General features: G+C 45.3%; 14 protein-coding genes. 11 read left to right on the top strand and 3 right to left on the bottom strand.

The window, feature by feature from the left end; translation table 11 throughout:
* Window positions 1-67: 67 nt before the first annotated feature.
* From DOE51_RS19395 to DOE51_RS05875, 7 genes are all read left to right on the top strand, one after another.
* Window positions 68-661 (top strand): type IV pilin protein, encoded by a 594-nt coding sequence (locus tag DOE51_RS19395; protein ID WP_142695627.1) that lies wholly within the window; start codon window positions 68-70, stop codon window positions 659-661.
* Between the two features lies 1 nt (window position 662).
* Window positions 663-1,346: a M48 family metallopeptidase gene (locus DOE51_RS05850; RefSeq protein WP_246845411.1), complete on the top strand. Its 684-nt coding sequence runs from the start codon at window positions 663-665 to the stop codon at window positions 1,344-1,346.
* Window positions 1,347-1,466: 120 nt separating this feature from the next.
* Window positions 1,467-2,573, top strand: a complete 1,107-nt coding sequence (dnaJ, locus tag DOE51_RS05855; protein ID WP_142695628.1) for a molecular chaperone DnaJ — start codon at window positions 1,467-1,469, stop codon at window positions 2,571-2,573.
* Between the two features lie 350 nt (window positions 2,574-2,923).
* Window positions 2,924-4,834: a molecular chaperone DnaK gene (gene dnaK / locus DOE51_RS05860; protein WP_142695629.1), complete on the top strand. Its 1,911-nt coding sequence runs from the start codon at window positions 2,924-2,926 to the stop codon at window positions 4,832-4,834.
* 280 nt (window positions 4,835-5,114) lie between these two features.
* A complete protein-coding gene (gene acs / locus DOE51_RS05865; protein ID WP_142695630.1) occupies window positions 5,115-7,052 on the top strand; it encodes an acetate--CoA ligase in 1,938 nt (645 codons plus the stop codon).
* 13 nt (window positions 7,053-7,065) lie between these two features.
* Complete coding sequence (locus DOE51_RS05870) at window positions 7,066-7,596, top strand: DUF6580 family putative transport protein (RefSeq protein WP_142695631.1); 531 nt, start codon at window positions 7,066-7,068, stop codon at window positions 7,594-7,596.
* Between the two features lie 101 nt (window positions 7,597-7,697).
* The gene (locus DOE51_RS05875; protein ID WP_142695632.1) at window positions 7,698-8,762 is read left to right on the top strand and encodes a tRNA-dihydrouridine synthase family protein; all 1,065 of its coding nucleotides are present in this window, start codon (window positions 7,698-7,700) and stop codon (window positions 8,760-8,762) included.
* An 87-nt stretch (window positions 8,763-8,849) separates the two neighbouring features.
* Here DOE51_RS05875 and DOE51_RS05880 read toward each other — a convergent pair whose 3' ends face one another.
* Complete coding sequence (locus DOE51_RS05880; RefSeq protein WP_142695633.1) at window positions 8,850-9,107, bottom strand: glutaredoxin domain-containing protein; 258 nt, start codon at window positions 9,105-9,107, stop codon at window positions 8,850-8,852.
* A gap of 88 nt (window positions 9,108-9,195) precedes the next feature.
* Here DOE51_RS05880 and DOE51_RS05885 point away from each other — a divergent pair, with 88 nt between their 5' ends.
* Window positions 9,196-9,864: a class I SAM-dependent methyltransferase gene (locus DOE51_RS05885; RefSeq protein WP_142695634.1), complete on the top strand. Its 669-nt coding sequence runs from the start codon at window positions 9,196-9,198 to the stop codon at window positions 9,862-9,864.
* Here DOE51_RS05885 and DOE51_RS05890 read toward each other — a convergent pair.
* Together DOE51_RS05890 and DOE51_RS05895 are read right to left on the bottom strand one after the other, a co-directional pair.
* Window positions 9,857-12,016, bottom strand: a complete 2,160-nt coding sequence (locus DOE51_RS05890) for a prolyl oligopeptidase family protein (RefSeq protein WP_246845413.1) — start codon at window positions 12,014-12,016, stop codon at window positions 9,857-9,859. The genes DOE51_RS05885 and DOE51_RS05890 overlap by 8 nt on opposite strands.
* A gap of 67 nt (window positions 12,017-12,083) precedes the next feature.
* Complete coding sequence (locus DOE51_RS05895; RefSeq protein ID WP_142695635.1) at window positions 12,084-12,758, bottom strand: PAP/fibrillin family protein; 675 nt, start codon at window positions 12,756-12,758, stop codon at window positions 12,084-12,086.
* Between the two features lie 167 nt (window positions 12,759-12,925).
* On the opposite strand from DOE51_RS05895, the gene DOE51_RS05900 reads away from it, so the two are divergent.
* The 3 genes from DOE51_RS05900 (at window position 12,926) to DOE51_RS05910 (ending at window position 17,657) form a co-directional block, all read left to right on the top strand.
* On the top strand, window positions 12,926-15,292 hold the full coding sequence (locus DOE51_RS05900; protein ID WP_246845414.1) for a hypothetical protein: 2,367 nt from the start codon (window positions 12,926-12,928) through the stop codon (window positions 15,290-15,292).
* Between the two features lie 110 nt (window positions 15,293-15,402).
* The gene (locus tag DOE51_RS05905) at window positions 15,403-16,671 is read left to right on the top strand and encodes a TolC family protein (protein WP_142695636.1); all 1,269 of its coding nucleotides are present in this window, start codon (window positions 15,403-15,405) and stop codon (window positions 16,669-16,671) included.
* The gene (locus DOE51_RS05910) at window positions 16,668-17,657 is read left to right on the top strand and encodes an efflux RND transporter periplasmic adaptor subunit (protein WP_246845416.1); all 990 of its coding nucleotides are present in this window, start codon (window positions 16,668-16,670) and stop codon (window positions 17,655-17,657) included. Before DOE51_RS05905 ends, DOE51_RS05910 begins: the two co-directional genes overlap by 4 nt.

Raw genomic sequence — 17,657 nt, forward strand, 5'->3', positions numbered from 1 at the left:
AATTTAATTTTGACACACTATTGTAGTTAGACATTTTTGAAAGAAAAAGAACCATGGAGGTCTTCTAATGAATCACTCGTCTCGAACGTCTCAACGCGGTTTCTCGCTTGTAGAATTGATGGTTGTTGTCGCAATCATCGGTGTACTTGCGTCTATCGCTATTCCTAATATTCAGAAGTATATTGCAAAAGCTCGTCAAACTGAGGCTAAGACGAATTTGTCTTCTTTGTACACATCAGAAAAAGCTTTCTATGCTGAATATACTGCTTATCACTCAATGTTTGGTGCGATTGGTTACTCTCCAGAGGGTCAATTGAGATATAACGTTGGTTTCAGTGGTTCAACGACTGATGCTGGTACTGCGAATGGTTTCCAAACAGTTCCAACAGGCCGTGGTGCGAGCAGAACAACAGTAGCTTATTGTGGTACTGGTGGTACGGTAGTTACGACTTCTGCGGGCGGCTCTGGCTGTACAGTTCTTAATGGTGCATCTAACCAAGCTCCACCAACTTCATCTGATACAGGTGCTTCTGTTTCTTCATTGACTGCAACTGCTTTCACAGCGACTGCAGCTGCTGTTATCACGACTAATAACGTGACTGATGGTTGGTCAATCAACGACAGTAAAGTTCTTTTGAATCAAAGCCCTGCGATCCAATAACATGGTTCAAGCTGAATCCTTTCAAAGATTCTACTTTAAAATCCCAAGCCTGGTGCTTGGGATTTTTGCTTTGGGCCTTGTGGTCGCGACTCAGCTTACAACAAACCAAATATCGTCTCGCTCGCGCCAACTTATTTCGCCGCCACCGATGATTGAACATCTTAGTTTTGGTTATAACGAAATTATCGCGGATGTTTTTTGGATTCGCACAATTCAAGATTTCGATTATTGTGATCAGCCGGAAGCTGGCAATGTTTGCAAAAACGATTCTTGGTTGTTTCGCATGCTAGATGCGACGACGAGCCTTTCTCCGCACTTTCGCATCCCTTATGCGGCAGGTGGTTTGGCTCTAACAGTTTTAATTTCTGATATTGATGGCGCCACAAAAATTTTCGATAAAGGTGTTAAAGCCTTTCCACATGATTGGCCTATTCTTTACCGCGCAGCCTACCACTACCTTTACGAAGTAAAAGACAAAAAGCGTGCGGCAGAGTTGCTGATCCAAGCCGGGCAAAACGGCGCGCCACCGTGGGTTTTTGCGCTTGCGGGTCGTCTTTATTCTGACAATGGCGAGCTCGATTTAGCGCAGCAGCTGCTTCAGGAAATGAAGGACAGCGAACAAGATCCGACGATCATCAAACGCCTCGAAGACAAGATCGAAGCGATGAAAAAGACTCAAAAATAGTCTGAATATTCCAGTCGCGTTGTAACGCGAAACGCAATTGCACAAATTCACAGCATCTTCCTCGAAGAATCTGACCCGCAGCTTGACCTGGGCTGATTCGTCACCATATTTTGTCATGCTATGGCGCAAAGAGATTACTACGAAATTTTAGGCGTTGCCCGTGACGCAGAAGCTGATGCTATTAAAAAAGCTTACCGCAAGCTTGCGATGCAGTTTCATCCTGATAAAAACCCGGGCGATAAAGAAGCTGAAGAAAAATTTAAAGAGGCCGCAGGCGCTTACGAAATTCTAAGCGATCCACAAAAGCGTGCGCAGTACGATCGTTTCGGTCATCAAGCATTCAGCGGTGGGCGTGGAGGTGGCGGTGGCTTCCAAGACGTCGACGATATTTTCTCGCACTTCGGTGATATCTTTGGCGACTTCTTTGGTGGCGGTGGCCAACAAAGAGCTCGTCAACAAAATGGTCCACGTCGTGGATCAGATTTGCGCTACGTCACTGAAGTCACGTTGAAAGATGTGATCTCTGGTTTAGAAAAAGAAATCGAATTTGATACCGATGAAAATTGTGGTGAGTGTAAAGGAACGGGCGCTGAAAAAGGCACTCATCCAGACACGTGCCCGATGTGTAATGGCTCGGGGCAAGTCGTGCGTCAGCAAGGTTTCTTTGCGATGGCATCGACGTGTCCAACATGTCACGGAAAAGGCCAAGTCGTAAAAAATCCGTGCAAGTCGTGCAAAGGCAAAGGCCGTAAAGCCCAACACAAAAAAATCCGTCTGAACATTCCTCCAGGAGTCGACACTGGCACTCGCTTAAGAGTCGCAACTGAAGGTGAAGGCGGTTACATGGGCGGACCTCCGGGCGATCTTTATGTCGAGATTCGCGTGAAACCGCATAATAACTTTGAACGTCGCGGTGAGGATCTGTTCGCAGAGCTTTCAGTACCGTACGTACAAATGTTGTTGGGTGCCGAAATCGAAGTGCCGACAGTAACAGGAAAAGCGAAATTGGAAATTCCAAAAGGCGCGCATCCTGGTGACAACATCAAGCTTGCGCACGAAGGTTTGCCTTCATTGCGTGGCAGTCGTCGGGGCGATATTTACTTCCACGTCAATGTGCAGTTCCCAGACAAATTGCATAAAGACGAAGAGAAAGCATTGCGTGAGATTGCGAAAGCTCGCGGTCTCGATGTGAAGGGCGAGGGCAGCCTGTTCGGTCGCAAAAAATAGGCTTATTTTGTGGCAAAAAAAAGACCCTGGGCATGAAGGGTTGCGCCAGGGCCATAGAGGGGCTTAAATAAAATCAGTTTTATTTGTAAGAGAGGAGCGAGCAGTCATAATGGCGCAAGCTGCTCTCCAACACTAGTTAAACTCGTGTAACATATTGATTTTATTTATTAAAAACCTGTCATGGAAAAAGTGAGGTCCCGACCTTGACGAAGGCAATTCGGAACCCACATTTGTTTTAGCTATATATAGATATATTTTAGAAAATTCAGTTTTGAGATTCCTAAAATAGATAGCTTTTGAAGATTTAAATTTAGAGATTTTAATAAGTGATTTTTAGATAGGAGAAGGTAATGGGTAAAATTATTGGTATCGACTTAGGAACGACGAACTCATGCGTCGCGATTATGGAAGGTGGCGAACCTAAAGTTCTCGTGAATGAAGAAGGTGCGCGTACCACTCCATCTGTTGTTGCGTACACAAAAGACGGTGATCGTCTTGTTGGTCAAATCGCAAAACGTCAGGCTGTAACAAATCCTGAAAACACAATCTACTCTGCAAAACGTTTCATCGGTCGCAGATTTGATGAAGTTCAAGAAGAGATTAAACTTGTTCCTTACACTGTGGTTGCAAAAGGCAATGACTGTGCATTCAAGGTTCAAGGTAAAACGGTTTCTCCAGAAGAAATCGGTGCAGCGGTTCTAGCGAAACTTAAAAAAGTCGCAGAAGACTATTTGGGCGAACCAGTAACAGAAGCAGTTGTGACTGTTCCTGCTTACTTCAACGATGCTCAAAGACAAGCAACAAAAGATGCCGGCCGTATCGCGGGTCTTGATGTAAAACGTATTATCAATGAGCCAACAGCAGCAGCGCTTGCTTACGGTCTTGATAAGAAAAAAGAAGAAAAAATCGCTATCTACGACTTCGGTGGTGGTACGTTCGACGTATCAGTTCTTGAAGTAGGTGATGGTGTTGTCGAAGTGCGCGCTACAAACGGTGACACTCACTTGGGTGGTGACAACTTCGATACAGTGATCTTGGAATGGTTGATTTCAGAATTCAAAAAAGACCAAGCTATCGATTTGAAAAACGATAAAATGGCTTTGCAACGTCTGAAAGAAGCGGCAGAGAAAGCGAAAATCGAACTTTCATCTGCACAAGAAACAGAAATCAACTTGCCATTCATCACGGCTGACCAAACAGGTCCTAAACATCTTCAAATCAAACTTTCGCGTGCGAAATTTGATCAGATGACTGAAGACCTAGTAAAACGCTCTATGGAGCCTTGCCGTAAAGCTCTTGCTGACGCTGGATTGAAAGCAAGCGATATCGACGAAATCATCTTGGTGGGTGGTTCGACTCGTATCCCTGCAATCCAAAAAGCAGTAAAAGATTTCTTCGGTAAAGAGCCAAACCGCACTGTGAACCCTGACGAAGTGGTTGCAGTAGGTGCCGCTGTACAAGGTGGTGTCTTGGCTGGTGACGTGAAAGACGTGTTGTTGCTTGACGTAACTCCGCTTTCACTTGGTATCGAAACTTTGGGTGGTGTGATGACTGCGTTGATCGAGCGCAACACGGCGATTCCTACTAAGAAATCACAAGTGTTCTCGACAGCAGCAGACAACCAACCTGCGGTAGACATCCACGTTCTTCAAGGTGAACGTAAGATGGCTGGCGACAACAAAACTTTGGGCCGCTTCGAGCTAGTGGGCATTCCACCAGCACCACGTGGTGTTCCTCAAGTTGAAGTGACTTTCGATATCGATGCGAATGGTATCTTGCACGTATCTGCGAAAGACATGTCTTCTGGTAAAACTCAGCAGATCAAAATCACTGCACAAAGTGGTTTGTCTGAAGAGGAAATCAAAAAGGCAGTTCGCGATGCTGAAGGCCACGCTGAAGAAGACAAAAACAAAGCAGAGGCTGCGACACAAAGAAACAACCTCGACAACTTGGTTTACCAAACTGAGAAGTTGATCAAAGATTCTGGTGCGCAATTGCCTGAAGCTGAAGTGAAGTCTGCAAACGACGCTATCGGTGAAGCGAAAAAAGTTCTTGAGAATAAAGCGGCAAGCACTGAAGAGTTGAAAGGTGCATTCGAAAGATTGCAAAACTTGACTCACAAATTGAGCTCTGACTTGTACAAAAAACAAGGTGCTCAACCAGGTGCAGAAGGCCAACAAGAGCAAGGTGGCGGCGAAGCATCTTCAGACAACAAAGGTAACGACGACGTTATCGACGCTGACTACAAAGATGTAAACTAATCAGCTTTGCAAAATGTTAAACTTAAAAGGCCGAAGGAAACTTCGGCCTTTTCTTTTTCTGCGTGAGCATCCGCCACCAGAGCAACGCCTGCGGACGAAACTCCAACCTGAGTGCAGACAGTTGACGAGTTTGTAATTCGAGAACAAGCCATTTAGCAATTGACCCTTAAGCGAACAGGACTAGGATTTAAGTAGAATGTTTGCTCGGCGAATCTGTCAGTAACCAGGAATTATTTGTTCATATGACGATGAGCAAAAGTTAAAGCGCATTGAGGTGTCTATGCATAAAGAGATTTATCCCATCAATCCCGATATCGCGAAAACTGCGATCATCACTGAAAAGAAATACAAAGAAATGTATGAGGCGTCAGTGAAAGATCCAGAAAAATTTTGGGCAGAGCAAGCGAACCGTCTTGATTGGTTTGAAAAGTGGACAAAGGTTAAAGACACAAGTTTCAAAAAACCTGTGAGCATCAAATGGTTCCAAGGCGGAAAACTAAACGTTGCCTACAACTGTATCGATCGTCACTTGGCAAAAAATCCTGATAAAGTCGCGCTGATCTGGGAAGCTGACAACCCAGAAACTCCTTCAAAAAAAATCACCTATCGTCAACTGCACCAAGAGGTCAGTCGCTTTGCCAATGTCCTTAAAAAAATGGGCGTGAAAAAAGGCGATGTGGTGACGATCTACATGCCAATGATTTTGGAAGCGTCTTACGCGATGTTAGCATGCGCGCGTATCGGTGCTATTCACTCTGTGATCTTTGGTGGTTTTGCTCCTGATTCGATCGCTGACCGTATTGAAGATGGTGGATCGAAATTCGTGATTACTGCTGACGGTGGTTATCGTGGTGGTAAATCCCTTGCGCTTAAAGAGAACATCGATAAGGCCTGCTTGAAAACGGACAAGGTCGAAAAAGTTTTGGTCGTGAAATACGCTGAAATCAATATCGATATGAAAGCCGGTCGTGATATTTGGTATCACGAAATTGCCCCAACGGTCGATGAGACTTGTGAGCCAGAAAAAATGGATGCGGAAGATCCGCTTTTCATTCTTTATACGTCGGGTTCGACGGGCAAACCAAAAGGTGTGCTGCACACAACGGGTGGATACTTATTGTGGGCGGCAATGACTCATCAAGATGTTTTCGATTATCACGATAAAGATATTTATTGGTGTACAGCGGATGTCGGTTGGGTGACGGGACACAGTTATGTGGTTTACGGTCCGCTTGCAAACTGCGCGACTTCTTTGATGTTTGAAGGTGTGCCGAATTATCCGACGTCATCACGTTTTTGGGAAGTGGTTGATAAGCACAAAGTTTCTATTTTCTATTCTTCGCCAACGGCCCTTCGTTCATTGATGCGTGAAGGGGATGCGCCGGTGAAAAAGACGTCGCGAAAAACTTTGCGAATCTTAGGAACAGTCGGTGAACCTATCAATCCTGAAGCGTGGGCATGGTACTACGATGTGGTGGGGGATTCTCGTTGTCCTATCGTGGATACATGGTGGCAGACAGAAACGGGTGGTCATATGATCACTCCTTTGCCGGGTGCGATTGCTACGAAACCAGGTTCGGCGACGTTGCCATTCTTTGGTGTGCAGCCGAAAATTTTGACGTTAGAAGGAAAAGAAGTTCAAGGAGCTGGTGACGGCATCCTTGTGATTGCAGATTCTTGGCCGGGTCAGGCGCGCACAGTATTTAAAAATCATGATCGTTTTCAAGAGACTTATTTCTCTGCTTATCCTGGGTATTATTTCTCGGGTGATGGTTGTCGTCGTGATGAAGATGGTTACTATTGGATCACAGGCCGTGTCGATGACGTGATCAATGTGTCGGGGCACCGTATTGGAACGGCAGAAATTGAGTCGGCATTGGTGGCAAACAATCGTGTCGCTGAAGCAGCGGTGGTCGGTTATCCGCACGATATCAAAGGCCAAGGCATTTACGCGTTTGTGACATTGAAGGCCGGTGAAGTGGCCTCTGAGGATCTAAAGAAGGAGCTGGTACAAACGGTTCGTACAGAGATCGGTCCTATTGCCACACCAGATCTTATTCAGTGGGCGCCGGGCTTACCGAAGACTCGCTCAGGGAAAATCATGCGTCGCATTTTGCGAAAAATTGCAGAAAATCATCCTGATCAATTAGGTGATACGACAACTCTTTCGGACCCAAGTGTGGTCCAAGAGTTGGTAGACAACCGTATGAATAAGTGATAGCGTCGGCCGTATGACTACACGCACAACTACACTTATGACATTGGTTTTGATGGTTCTAGGCGCGGCTTTCACTCGTATGATCCCGCATCCTTGGAACTTCACTGCAATCGGCGCAACAGCTTTGTTTGGTGGAGCTTACTTCCCATCTAAACGTCTTTCGATGGTGATTCCTCTTGCCGCACTTTTCTTGAGTGATTTGGTTTTGGGATTTCACCCAACGATGGTTTTCGTTTATGTACCATTCGTGTTGATCGTGATGATGGGCTGGTCTCTTCGTGGTAACACAAGAAGCCCGATGCGTTTGGCGACGGCGTCTTTGGTTGCAAGCTCTGTGTTTTTCTTGATTTCAAACTTCGGTGTGTGGATGACAGAAGCAATGTATGCAAAATCTTTCCAAGGCCTTGTGACTTGTTACGTAGCTGCGATTCCGTTCTTCGATAATCAAATCTATGGCGACTTGTTTTTCACAGGCGTGATGTTCGGTGCGTTTGAATTGTTGAAGCAATTCGCCCCAGACATGTTTGCTCCAAAAGCAGCGTAGTACGAAAAATATATTTAAATCTTCGGCAGGAGCTGAAGAGTAAATGCAAACGGAGGCTTTAACAGGTCTCCGTTTTTTGTTTAAGATGTTAGTTAGGTGATATGAATCGTAAATTGGGACTGCATCGTCCGATTCTAGATGGCAAAGTGAATTTTCCGTTGTGTTTGGCACCCATGGTGGGGCTGACTCACGTGGCATTGCGCGAAGTGATTCGCGAATACTTGCCGTCCGATGCCTTTACGATCTGGCCGACAGAGATGTTGAACTCGCGTCGAGTGCCCGATGAAAATCTCGAAACCACACCTGAAACAATGCGCTCGGAATCTGAAACGGGACTAGTTCCGCAAATTCTTGGCAATGAAGAAGAACCCATCGCAAAAACCGTCAAACGTTTGATCGAGTGGGGTGCCGAAGCGATTGATATCAACATGGGCTGTCCCGTGCAAAAAGCGTTGAAGCATAATTACGGCGTGGCACTTATGGGTGATCCATCATATGCGGCAGAAGTTGTGCGCATGACCGTCAAAAATTCTACGGTGCCAGTCAGTGTGAAGTTGCGTGCCGTTGGTAGCACCAAAGAATTCGATGAACTTTTGACGTTCGTACAAGGTTTAAGAAATTCTGGTGCTGCGTGGGTGTGTTTGCATCCGCGAACGGCGGCACAAAAACGCCGTGGCTCTGCGGACTGGGAACAAATCAAACAACTGCACAAAGCTGTCGACTTTCCAGTGATCGGCAATGGAGACGTGCAAACGTCTGACGATGTGATCGCCATGCTTGAAGAAACGGGTTGCGATATGGCGATGGCCGGTCGCGCTCTAGCGGCTCGTCCGTGGATGATGTGGCAATTGGGTGAGCGTCTTGGTTTTTCTGCACCTGCAGGCAAAGAAGGTTTGCGCGCTCCAAGCACTCCAGAAGAAGAGGGCGCTGAATACGGAAAAGTTTTAGTGAGTTTGATTAAAAAATCCGTTCAGTTTTTCGGCGAAGATAAAGCCATGCGCAAAGTGCGTTTCTATGTCAGAACGACATCGGTGTGGCTGCCTTTTGGAAATGCCTTAACAAGCGTGTGCGCAAAAGCGCAGAACACAGATCAGATGATCGAAGGTGTTGAAAAATTCTTCTCGGTCCCGCATGAGATGTCGGCGCGAACGGAATTGCGACAATAGAACTACCGTGAATCAAAAACTTAGAAATAAAAAAAAAGGATCTAGCGCGAAGCCAGATCCTTTTTATTTTCCGCAAAATGTAAGGGATTAATTCCCTGCCAACATCGCGTCTAATTTGCCTTCATCATCAAGGGCTTTCAGGTCCGTGTAGCCACCAACCAGTTTGCCGTTGATCAAGATGATAGGTACAGTTCTCCAACCAGTTTCCGCTTTGATGCGGTCGATTTCTTCTGGCTTGTCTGTCAGATCGATAAGATCGTAAGTCAGATTTTTTCCGTTAAGGAAATTCACTGCACGGTCGCAATACGGGCATGGATTCTTCTTGTAAATTGTGATTTGCGCCATAATTACCTCGAGGTTATTTATGTACTCCGACAAAGCCGGAGTAGGTCTATAGCCTTGACCTTAACACTTTATTAGGAAAAAGTCAGGTATGGATTGTTTATTGTGTCAGGCTCCTCATACAGCGCCATTTAATGTGATTAAGAAGCCCGAAAAGAGCTATTTTCACTGCGCCTTCTGCGACCTGATCTTTATGAATCCGGCAGAGCGCCTGACGTCTTCCCAAGAGAAGTCTCGTTATGATCACCATCAAAACGAAGATATGAAAGGCTATCGCGCTTTCCTTGAGCCTTTGGTGAAGGATGTCGAGCAATTTACGAAAAATGTGAAACGTGATCCGGTTGATACTAGCATTCTTGATTTTGGCTGCGGTCCTACGGCCTTCTTAGGAAATTGGCTGACGGAAAAAAACTTCCGCGTCACAAATTACGACCTTTTCTATCATCCCGATCAAGATGCTCTTCGCAAAAGCTATAACATCATCACATCAACAGAGGTGTGGGAGCACTTGCATGAACCACGCATTGAAATCATCAAGATGTTGAAGATGTTAAAGCCAGGAGGAATCCTGGCGATCATGACTTCATCCCACAAGGGTGAGGCCGCATTCCATGATTGGTATTACAGACGCGATCTGACCCACGTCACTTTCTTTTCAGAAAAAACGATGAAGTGGATCGCGGACCATTTCAAATTGCAATTGCTTAAATCAAGAAGTCCTTATTGGATCTTCCAAAAAGCCGAAGCTCCTACTATTTAGGAGCCGGGCCCAACTTCTGCCACAAGTAAGTATACTCTAGTGTGTTCCACAGAATTTTCTGTTTGATATTCGCATTGCCTGCGTGACCACCTTCTGTGTTTTCGTAGTAGTAAACTTTGTGTCCTTGTTCTTTCATGCGTGCGACCATTTTGCGCGCGTGTCCTGGATGAACACGGTCATCCTTAGTGCTCGTCATAAAGAAGATTTCTGGATATTTCTTGTCAGCTTTCACGTTTTGATAAGGGGAGTACTGCAAGATAGCTTCTCGCATTTTCGCGTCGTCGGGATTGCCGTATTCTTCCATCCAGCTCGCACCCGCTAGCAACTTGTGATAGCGAAGCATATCAAGCAATGGCACTTCAACAAGAGCTGCATTGAACAAGTCAGGACGACGGACGACCGTGGCGCCAGTTAAAAGCCCACCATTAGATCGACCTTGAATTCCTAAATGTCCCGCATTTGTGATCTTTGATTTAATCAAATCTTCTGCGACTGCGATGAAGTCATCGTAAACTTTCGTGCGATTTTCACGAAGCACAGCTTGATGCCATGATGGACCGAACTCGCCACCACCACGGATGTTTGCTACAACAAAAACGCCGCCACGCTCAATCCAAACTTTGCCGATGCTATCAAGATAGTAGGGCAGGATCGGGCTTTCGAAACCGCCGTAGCCGTACATGAGCGTTGGATTCTTTTCGTTCAACTTCATGTTCTTTTTATGAATGATGAAGTACGGAATCATCGTGCCGTCTTTGCTTTTCGCCTCTTTTTGATCAACTGTCATTTCAGCCGAATTAAAGCGCGGTGGAGCTGACTTCAACAACGCCCAGTCTGAATTTTTATCCGCAGGCATACCAAGATAAATTGCCGAAGGACTTAGGAAGTCCGTGTAATTAACCAAGAAGGCATCATCAAAGGCGTCATTTGAATAAGCGCGTGCAACACCTTTGTTACCAAGATTCAAATCCGCAAGTTGCCAGCTGCCAGTTTCTTGACGGGTGATGCGTGCGACTTTGCCTTGAACGTTATCATTCAAATTCAAATAAATTGCCGTCTTGCTGATACCAACGTGACTTAAGAAACGTTTTGCTTTGGGTGTGAACAAAATGTCCAAGAAATCCAAAGCTTTTTCTTTAAGTTTCAACCGTTGCGCTGGTAACGCCACTAAGCTTCCCGCAGGAATCATGCGCGTGTTGGTTTTAAGGTCATCGCGCAACAGGAATAAGAAGTAGTCATCAAACACGCCAGAAAAATCGGCACTTGTCGGCACAGGTAGCAAAGTTCTGACACCTTTTTCGTCTTCATACCAAACTTCGTTTTCATAGAATGAAATTGTACGGAAGTGGAAGATATAGTTTTTCTTTGGCGTAAAGTACGTGAATGTTGAAGCACTCATGTCTTTTTTGCTACCTTGGAATACTTCTTTCGCGTCTTTCAAAGCCTGACCGCGTTTCAAAATTTTTGAAATCATCGGGTAGCCTGAATCCGTCAAAGAATTAGCACCCCAGTCTGTGCCCACGTAAAGAGTGTCTTGATCGATCCACGTCGCATAACTTTTCGCTTCAGGAAGGAAGAAGCCGTCTTTTACGAAACTCAAAGACGTTAAATCAAACTCGCGCGTGACCTTTGCGTCCTTACCACCACGAGAAAGTGAAATCAGGCAACGTGTGTTTTTAGGCGGCAAGCAATCCGCACCGGCCCACACCCAGTTTTCATTTTCTTTTTTCGCTAAAGCATCAAGATCAAGAAGGACATTCCACTGCGGTTTTTCTTTTTTAAACTCTTCAACAGAAGTTTTGCGCCAGATGCCGCGCGTGTGCTTCTTGTCTTGCCAGAAATTATAAACTTCGCCGTTCATCAAATAAACTTGCGGTAGACGATCATCGGCTAAAGCAATCTTGGTTAAATCTTTTTTGATAGAATTAAAGTTTGGATCTTTTTTGAAATGAGCGACAGTGCGTTTGCTCTCGGCTTTTGCAAACTCGAGGGCTTTCTTGCCTTCAACTTCTTCAAGATAAAGATAAGGATCTTGCTGAACGGATTGAGTCTCTTTTTTCACCGGCTCTTTTTTTACTTGAGCATTTTTGGTGATGCAAGATGTAAGTGCTAGGGATGCAGTTGCAAGAACGAACAGGAGTTTCATACGCATAAAACAGGAACCTCTTTTCGAGGCCCCATCATAGTAATTTTTCCGCCTGATGCAACTTTATACGCTGCTAGTCTCTTTCAAGAATATATAAATACGTATTATTTCCGAAGTCGCCACCGCCGCCACGCACGATGCGAATATCTTCATCGACGTAAACGTTTTGCAGAATTCCTTTTTTGCCAATGGGGCTTTGCTCTGGTGGAGCAGGGTTTTTATCGAATGCTCCAAATTCTGCTAACATGGCAAGGCGTGTCGGTTCTGAATAGCTCCAGTCGGGGTTTGTAACGGCTTTGGTAAATTCGATATTAAGAGCGTTATCGCCAACAGTGAATTTGCCGCGCAAATAACCCATATTTTTTGCTTCACCATATTGATCGCGGGCAACGTTCCAGTAGTAGCCCTCTGGAAAGACAACTTGCCAAATTGAATCCGCACGTGCGCCCATGCCGGGTTGACCTCCGGGACCATCGGCCCAGACTTGATACCAAGTGCCGATGACGTCGATCAGTTTTTCTTGCTCTGTGCGTGCCGGAACGAGACTCGCAAGCTCATCAACTAAGGGATCCAATTTTTGGCGAACTTCAACGCTGTTGTCATCGGTATCAAATTCACCTTGGGCATCAAAAGCAATTTGCAGAATTTCGTATTTAAGTTCTTTGATTCTGTCTGCTGTATCGTCAGCACGAAGCAGAGGAGAAACCAGGAATACTGCCATTGATAAGGCAGCCGCGAATCTTTTCATGGGAAGCCTCCAGTGATGAGTTTCTAGCACTGACTCTACATTCGGGGACAGATGATGCCATCCTGTATTTGTGCAGCGATAAAAATGCGTATCAGAAAATGGTCTAGCTGCTTGATTAAGACTTCATTACGATGCGGAGCTGCCGACAAGCGATCAAGGAGTCTTATTTGTTTCTTGTTCATTTGCTGGCCTTAATTCTAGTCAGTCTTCCGGGTATTTCCATTGGATCTTATCCATCTGGCTTGTCTGTCTTGTGCATGCAAACAAAATCCTGTTCATCGCAGACTCAAGAAATGCGTAAACTTGCGGTCGCTCAGTGCGAGATGCAAATACAAACCCTGGGGTGTGAAGAGTTAGGAAGACAGTTCCCAGAGATGAAAGATTCCATTCGCAGTTGTGGCTTTGAAGATCAATGCAAGGCTGAAGAGGATTACCAGAACAACGAAGAGATCGCGTGTTTGCGTGGTTATAAAAATTCGATCGTCGATACTGGCAAAGCGATGAAAGATATGGCTGTGTCTTTGGGTGAATTCATCGACAGCAGTTGGGAAAGCTTCAAGAATAGCGTCAAAGATCGTAACCAGTTTATCAAGCAGTGTAACAAGTCTCTTTCGTGTAAGCGTGATTTAGTGAAAGATGATCACCGTTATAAAAATCTTTCTGATGAACAATTGAACAAATACTCCGCAGCTTTTTTGTACGTTGAAGCACAAGACATGAAAGCGTGGCAGGCGTCGCTTGATCGTGCGCCGGGCAGAATGGGCGTAAAGGCGCCAACGACGCCTTTGACGCCAGCGCAGATTGATAAAATCGCGGATATGAAAGCGATGGTTCGTGAAAAAATCGAAACAGAATATCGCAAGTTTGCGTGTTATCGTCCCGTCGTCCAGGCCGAGATGGCTTGTTATGCGATTGGTAACGTCATCGATCCAACACTTCTGTTCGGTGCTGTATTCAAGGGAGCGCGCTTAGTCGGTGCAACCGCCAAAGCGATGACGGCTGAAAAAATTGCCGCGCGTGCAGAAGAGACCGAAAAGGCCGGAGCTGCACTACGCACCGCTGGCTTATCGCGTGAAAACTTAGTTAAAACATATTTGGAATATTCCCCGACGTCAGTTGCACAGAATGAAAAATGGATTTCAGTTGCGGAAAAGGGCGTCGCTTCCAAGACGAAGTTCCTTGATGTCGAGAACAGTCAGTTAAAAGTTTTGAACGATACTTTGAAAGATAAAAATCTGGTCACAAGTTTAACGAACTATCACAAGAAGATCTTATTCGATAAGATCGAGGATCTAAAAAAACAGTTCCCGGATCTGGTGATTGATTCGTATTCGGATTTCAAATCTTCGCGTTTTGCATTTTCAGGAAAAATTCCGGCAGATTTGGATAAGCGTCTGCAAGCGATCTTTAAAGACGCCAATAAAGAATTCACCGATTATGTGAAGTCAGAAAAAATCCTTCGTGAAGGCGATACCGCTGAAACGTGGTTCCGAGCTGGCACGGGCCAGTCGGCTGAGCAGGCCAACGTGGCTGCTCGTTATTCACGCATGGCCGAGTCGAATGAACTACAAAGTTATGCGCAGTCTAAATTGAATAATGATCTGACGACGAAATTGAATTCGATTGAAAGCAGTCGCCAATCTTTACAAACGCAATTGCGTAATACCTCCGCTGTGGATGGGAAGACTTTTGATTCTGACGTCTTTGATATCGTTCGAAAGAACATGGGTAATGATGATAAGATTAAGTCGGCGTTGTCACAACGTTATGCTTTGTCAGAGCTTTCACCAGCGACCGTCAAAGAATTGCAGACCTATGTCAAAACTTCGGATGAATTTTCACCAGGTATCTTTGTGCCTAAACGGGAAGTCGCGCATTTAGGAGAAGCCTCTCAGGGGGGCTTGTCTGCTGACGTGATTGGCCTTGGCGCTTCCAATATGAAGGGCACGGCAGACGCGTTGGCTCGTTCGAAAAACTTAGATCAGGTCCTTGAAGAAACGCGCAAGGCTGAAAAAGTCGTGACTGCAAATTTCCAGGCGCAGAAAAAATACTTTGAAGATGTGGTTCGTCAATCCGTCGATCCGGGTAAGTTAAAAACCGTGTGCTCAGGGGATGACTGCGTTGCGATTGCGGTAAAACCTTTGAATGAAACGGATAAAACAAAAATTTTAAGTGGTCTTGCAAACAGTCAATATTCTGGCAAGTTCCGCCTTGCATTTATTGAAGATGGCATTGCCGATTCCACAACTCGAAACATGCTCAGTACTCATGGTGAAAGTGTGGAGAAATTGTTGCGTTCATCATTAGGTTCCGTGATGGAACCACGCAAACTTCAAGGCCTTACCTTTGGTCTCGATATGAGAACGCAGACATTGAACTCCGGCGCCGTGAAGCTTCTGATGGGCGAGAACACCGCGGTGAAGCTTTCTACGCAAGAGCGCAAGTTGATTGAGCAAAAGTTTTCAGAGGCTTTGCAAGACTTCAACAAGAGTTTGCAGAAGCAGGGAATTAATTCGAATTATCGTCCGTTTTAACACGTTGATTCAATAGTGTTTCCATAATCCCAAAATATAAAAACAGACTCGCCGTGATTTGACAAAAATGCCAGCACAGAGCTTAATTAAGAAGTAAGAAAGAGGTTGGCATGTTCCCTCGCAAATCAAGCTTCTTATTCACTCTCACTTCGCTGGCAATTTCTTTTGCGAATGCGCAAGAAGTTTATACCTTCCAGCAAGCTGTGGATTTGGTAAAACAAAACAATGCGGATATTCGTTCTTCCGAGCAAAATCTGCAATCGTCAAAATTTACGATCGACAGTTATCGCGGAACTTATTATCCACAGCTTTCGGGTTCATTGGGATATTCGCAAACAGGTCCGAATGATCCTGATAATGGTTCAACGGGTGGCAGCTCTTATTCCGCGACTTTAAATGCTTCACAAAACATCTTTAACGGCTTTGCTGATGTTGCGAAGGTGGATTCGGCAAAAGCGCAAGCCCGCGTGTCGGAAGCATCTCTGGCTATCACAAAAGCAAAAGCAAGCTACGATCTTAAAGTTGCCTATGCTTATTTGCTTTATGCGAAAGATGCAGAAAAAATCACGAAAGACTTCTTAAAACGTCGTGAAGACAACTTACGCATGGTAGAGCTGCGTTTCGAAAGTGGTCGCGAGAACAAAGGTTCTTTGATGCTTTCGCAAGCCTACTTGTTACAATCTAAATCCGATCTGTTAAAAGCGGCACACGGTCGTGAAACAAGCGAAAGTGATTTGCAAAAGGTCTTGGGACTTGATGGCGACAGAGTTGTCGATGTGAAAGACGATATTCCTTTGCGTGAGCCCGCAGATAAAGATCCTGATTATCAACAGATCGCGATGACAACGCCAACACGTTTGCAATCGGTGGCGCAGGTCGATGTTTCTGAAGCCAGTGTGACGTCTGCAAAATCAAGTTTCTTTCCGACGTTAAATTTAACCGGTTCGGTGGGTAAACTTGATGAACAGTTTTTCCCTGATAATGATCGTTGGGCAGTGGGCGCCACATTGTCGGTGCCACTCTTCAATGGTGGTCGCGATTATTACAGTACAAAAAGTGCGACGTCGTCTTTGTATGCAGCAAAGAGTAATTTGACTAGCGTTGAGCGTTCGCTGCTTTCGACTCTCAAAAAAGCTTTCACTTCTTATCAAGAGGCGGTCGCTGATTTGAAAGTGAACGAAGCGTTCTTGAGCGCTGCGAAAACACGTGCTGAAATTGCGCGCTCTAAATATAACAATGGTCTTTTGACGTTCGACGATTGGGATATCATCGAAAACGATTTGATCACAAAGACCAAAACATATCTTCAATCTAAACGAGATCGCATTGTCGCAGAAGCAGCTTGGGAACAAGCACAAGGAACCGGAGCTATTCAATGAGTCAATCAATGAACCAGAACAGCAAGATGTCTAAAAAAGCTAAAATCATAATCGGTGTTGTTGTATTGGCTGTCGCTGCGGGTGGCTTCATCTATTATCGTTCAACAAAAAAAGAAACAGTCACTTACCGTCGTGTGGAAGCGAAGAAGGGTGACCTGGAAATCACAATTCTTGCGACAGGAACTGTGCAACCCGAAAACCGCTTAGAGATCAAAGCTCCCGTTGCAGGACGCATGGAATCGGTTTTAGTTAAAGAAGGTCAGAAGCTTGTGAAAGGTCAAGTGATCGCATGGATGTCGTCGTCCGAACGCGCGGCGATGCTTGATGCGGCCCGATCAAAAGGAGCTGAGGAATACAAACGCTGGTCTGAACTTTATTTGGCAACACCGATCATGGCGCCAATTTCGGGGACTTTGATTTTACGAAGTGTTGAACCAGGTCAAACGTTCACGAACACCGATGCGATTTTCACAATGTCAGATCGCCTGACCGTAAAAGCGCAGGTTGATGAGACCGACATTTCGCAAATCAAATTGAAAGAAAAAGCACAAATTGTTTTGGATGCCTATCCGGGACAAAAAATTGATGCGACCGTGGATCAAATTGCGTTTGATGCGAAAACCGTGAATAGCGTGACGACTTACATCGTTGACGTTCTTCCCCAAAAAGCGCCACCGACAATGTTAAGTGGTATGACGGCAAATGTGACTTTCTTTATCGAATCAAAGAAAGATGTTTTGTTGATTCCAAGCGAATCTATCAAGGTTCAAGATGGTCGTACCCTGGTGATGGTTGCGGGGCCTGATGGCAAACCTCAGCAGCGTGATGTCTCTGTAGGTTCAACAGATGGCCGTAATACTGAAGTGACGGACGGTGTAAGCGAAGGCGAAACTGTCATGATCGCGGAAGTTAAATTAAGTCGTGATGGTAAGAAGGGTTCAAATCCATTCTCGCCAATGGGTGGAGCACGTCCTCCAAGAAGATAG

This window comes from Bdellovibrio sp. NC01 (genome assembly GCF_006874625.1).
Classification (GTDB): domain Bacteria; phylum Bdellovibrionota; class Bdellovibrionia; order Bdellovibrionales; family Bdellovibrionaceae; genus Bdellovibrio.

What these genes read in the sequence shown, in the direction of transcription:
- DOE51_RS05905 (WP_142695636.1), top strand. Translation starts at nt 15,403, where the DNA reads ATGTTCCCTCGCAAATCAAGCTTCTTATTCACTCTCACTTCGCTGGCA.
- DOE51_RS05890 (WP_246845413.1), bottom strand. Translation starts at nt 12,016, where the DNA reads ATGCGTATGAAACTCCTGTTCGTTCTTGCAACTGCATCCCTAGCACTT.
- DOE51_RS05895 (WP_142695635.1), bottom strand. Translation starts at nt 12,758, where the DNA reads ATGAAAAGATTCGCGGCTGCCTTATCAATGGCAGTATTCCTGGTTTCT.
- DOE51_RS05870 (WP_142695631.1), top strand. Translation starts at nt 7,066, where the DNA reads ATGACTACACGCACAACTACACTTATGACATTGGTTTTGATGGTTCTA.
- DOE51_RS05885 (WP_142695634.1), top strand. Translation starts at nt 9,196, where the DNA reads ATGGATTGTTTATTGTGTCAGGCTCCTCATACAGCGCCATTTAATGTG.
- dnaJ (WP_142695628.1), top strand. Translation starts at nt 1,467, where the DNA reads ATGGCGCAAAGAGATTACTACGAAATTTTAGGCGTTGCCCGTGACGCA.
- DOE51_RS05875 (WP_142695632.1), top strand. Translation starts at nt 7,698, where the DNA reads ATGAATCGTAAATTGGGACTGCATCGTCCGATTCTAGATGGCAAAGTG.
- DOE51_RS05880 (WP_142695633.1), bottom strand. Translation starts at nt 9,107, where the DNA reads ATGGCGCAAATCACAATTTACAAGAAGAATCCATGCCCGTATTGCGAC.
- dnaK (WP_142695629.1), top strand. Translation starts at nt 2,924, where the DNA reads ATGGGTAAAATTATTGGTATCGACTTAGGAACGACGAACTCATGCGTC.
- DOE51_RS19395 (WP_142695627.1), top strand. Translation starts at nt 68, where the DNA reads ATGAATCACTCGTCTCGAACGTCTCAACGCGGTTTCTCGCTTGTAGAA.
- DOE51_RS05910 (WP_246845416.1), top strand. Translation starts at nt 16,668, where the DNA reads ATGAGTCAATCAATGAACCAGAACAGCAAGATGTCTAAAAAAGCTAAA.
- acs (WP_142695630.1), top strand. Translation starts at nt 5,115, where the DNA reads ATGCATAAAGAGATTTATCCCATCAATCCCGATATCGCGAAAACTGCG.
- DOE51_RS05850 (WP_246845411.1), top strand. Translation starts at nt 663, where the DNA reads ATGGTTCAAGCTGAATCCTTTCAAAGATTCTACTTTAAAATCCCAAGC.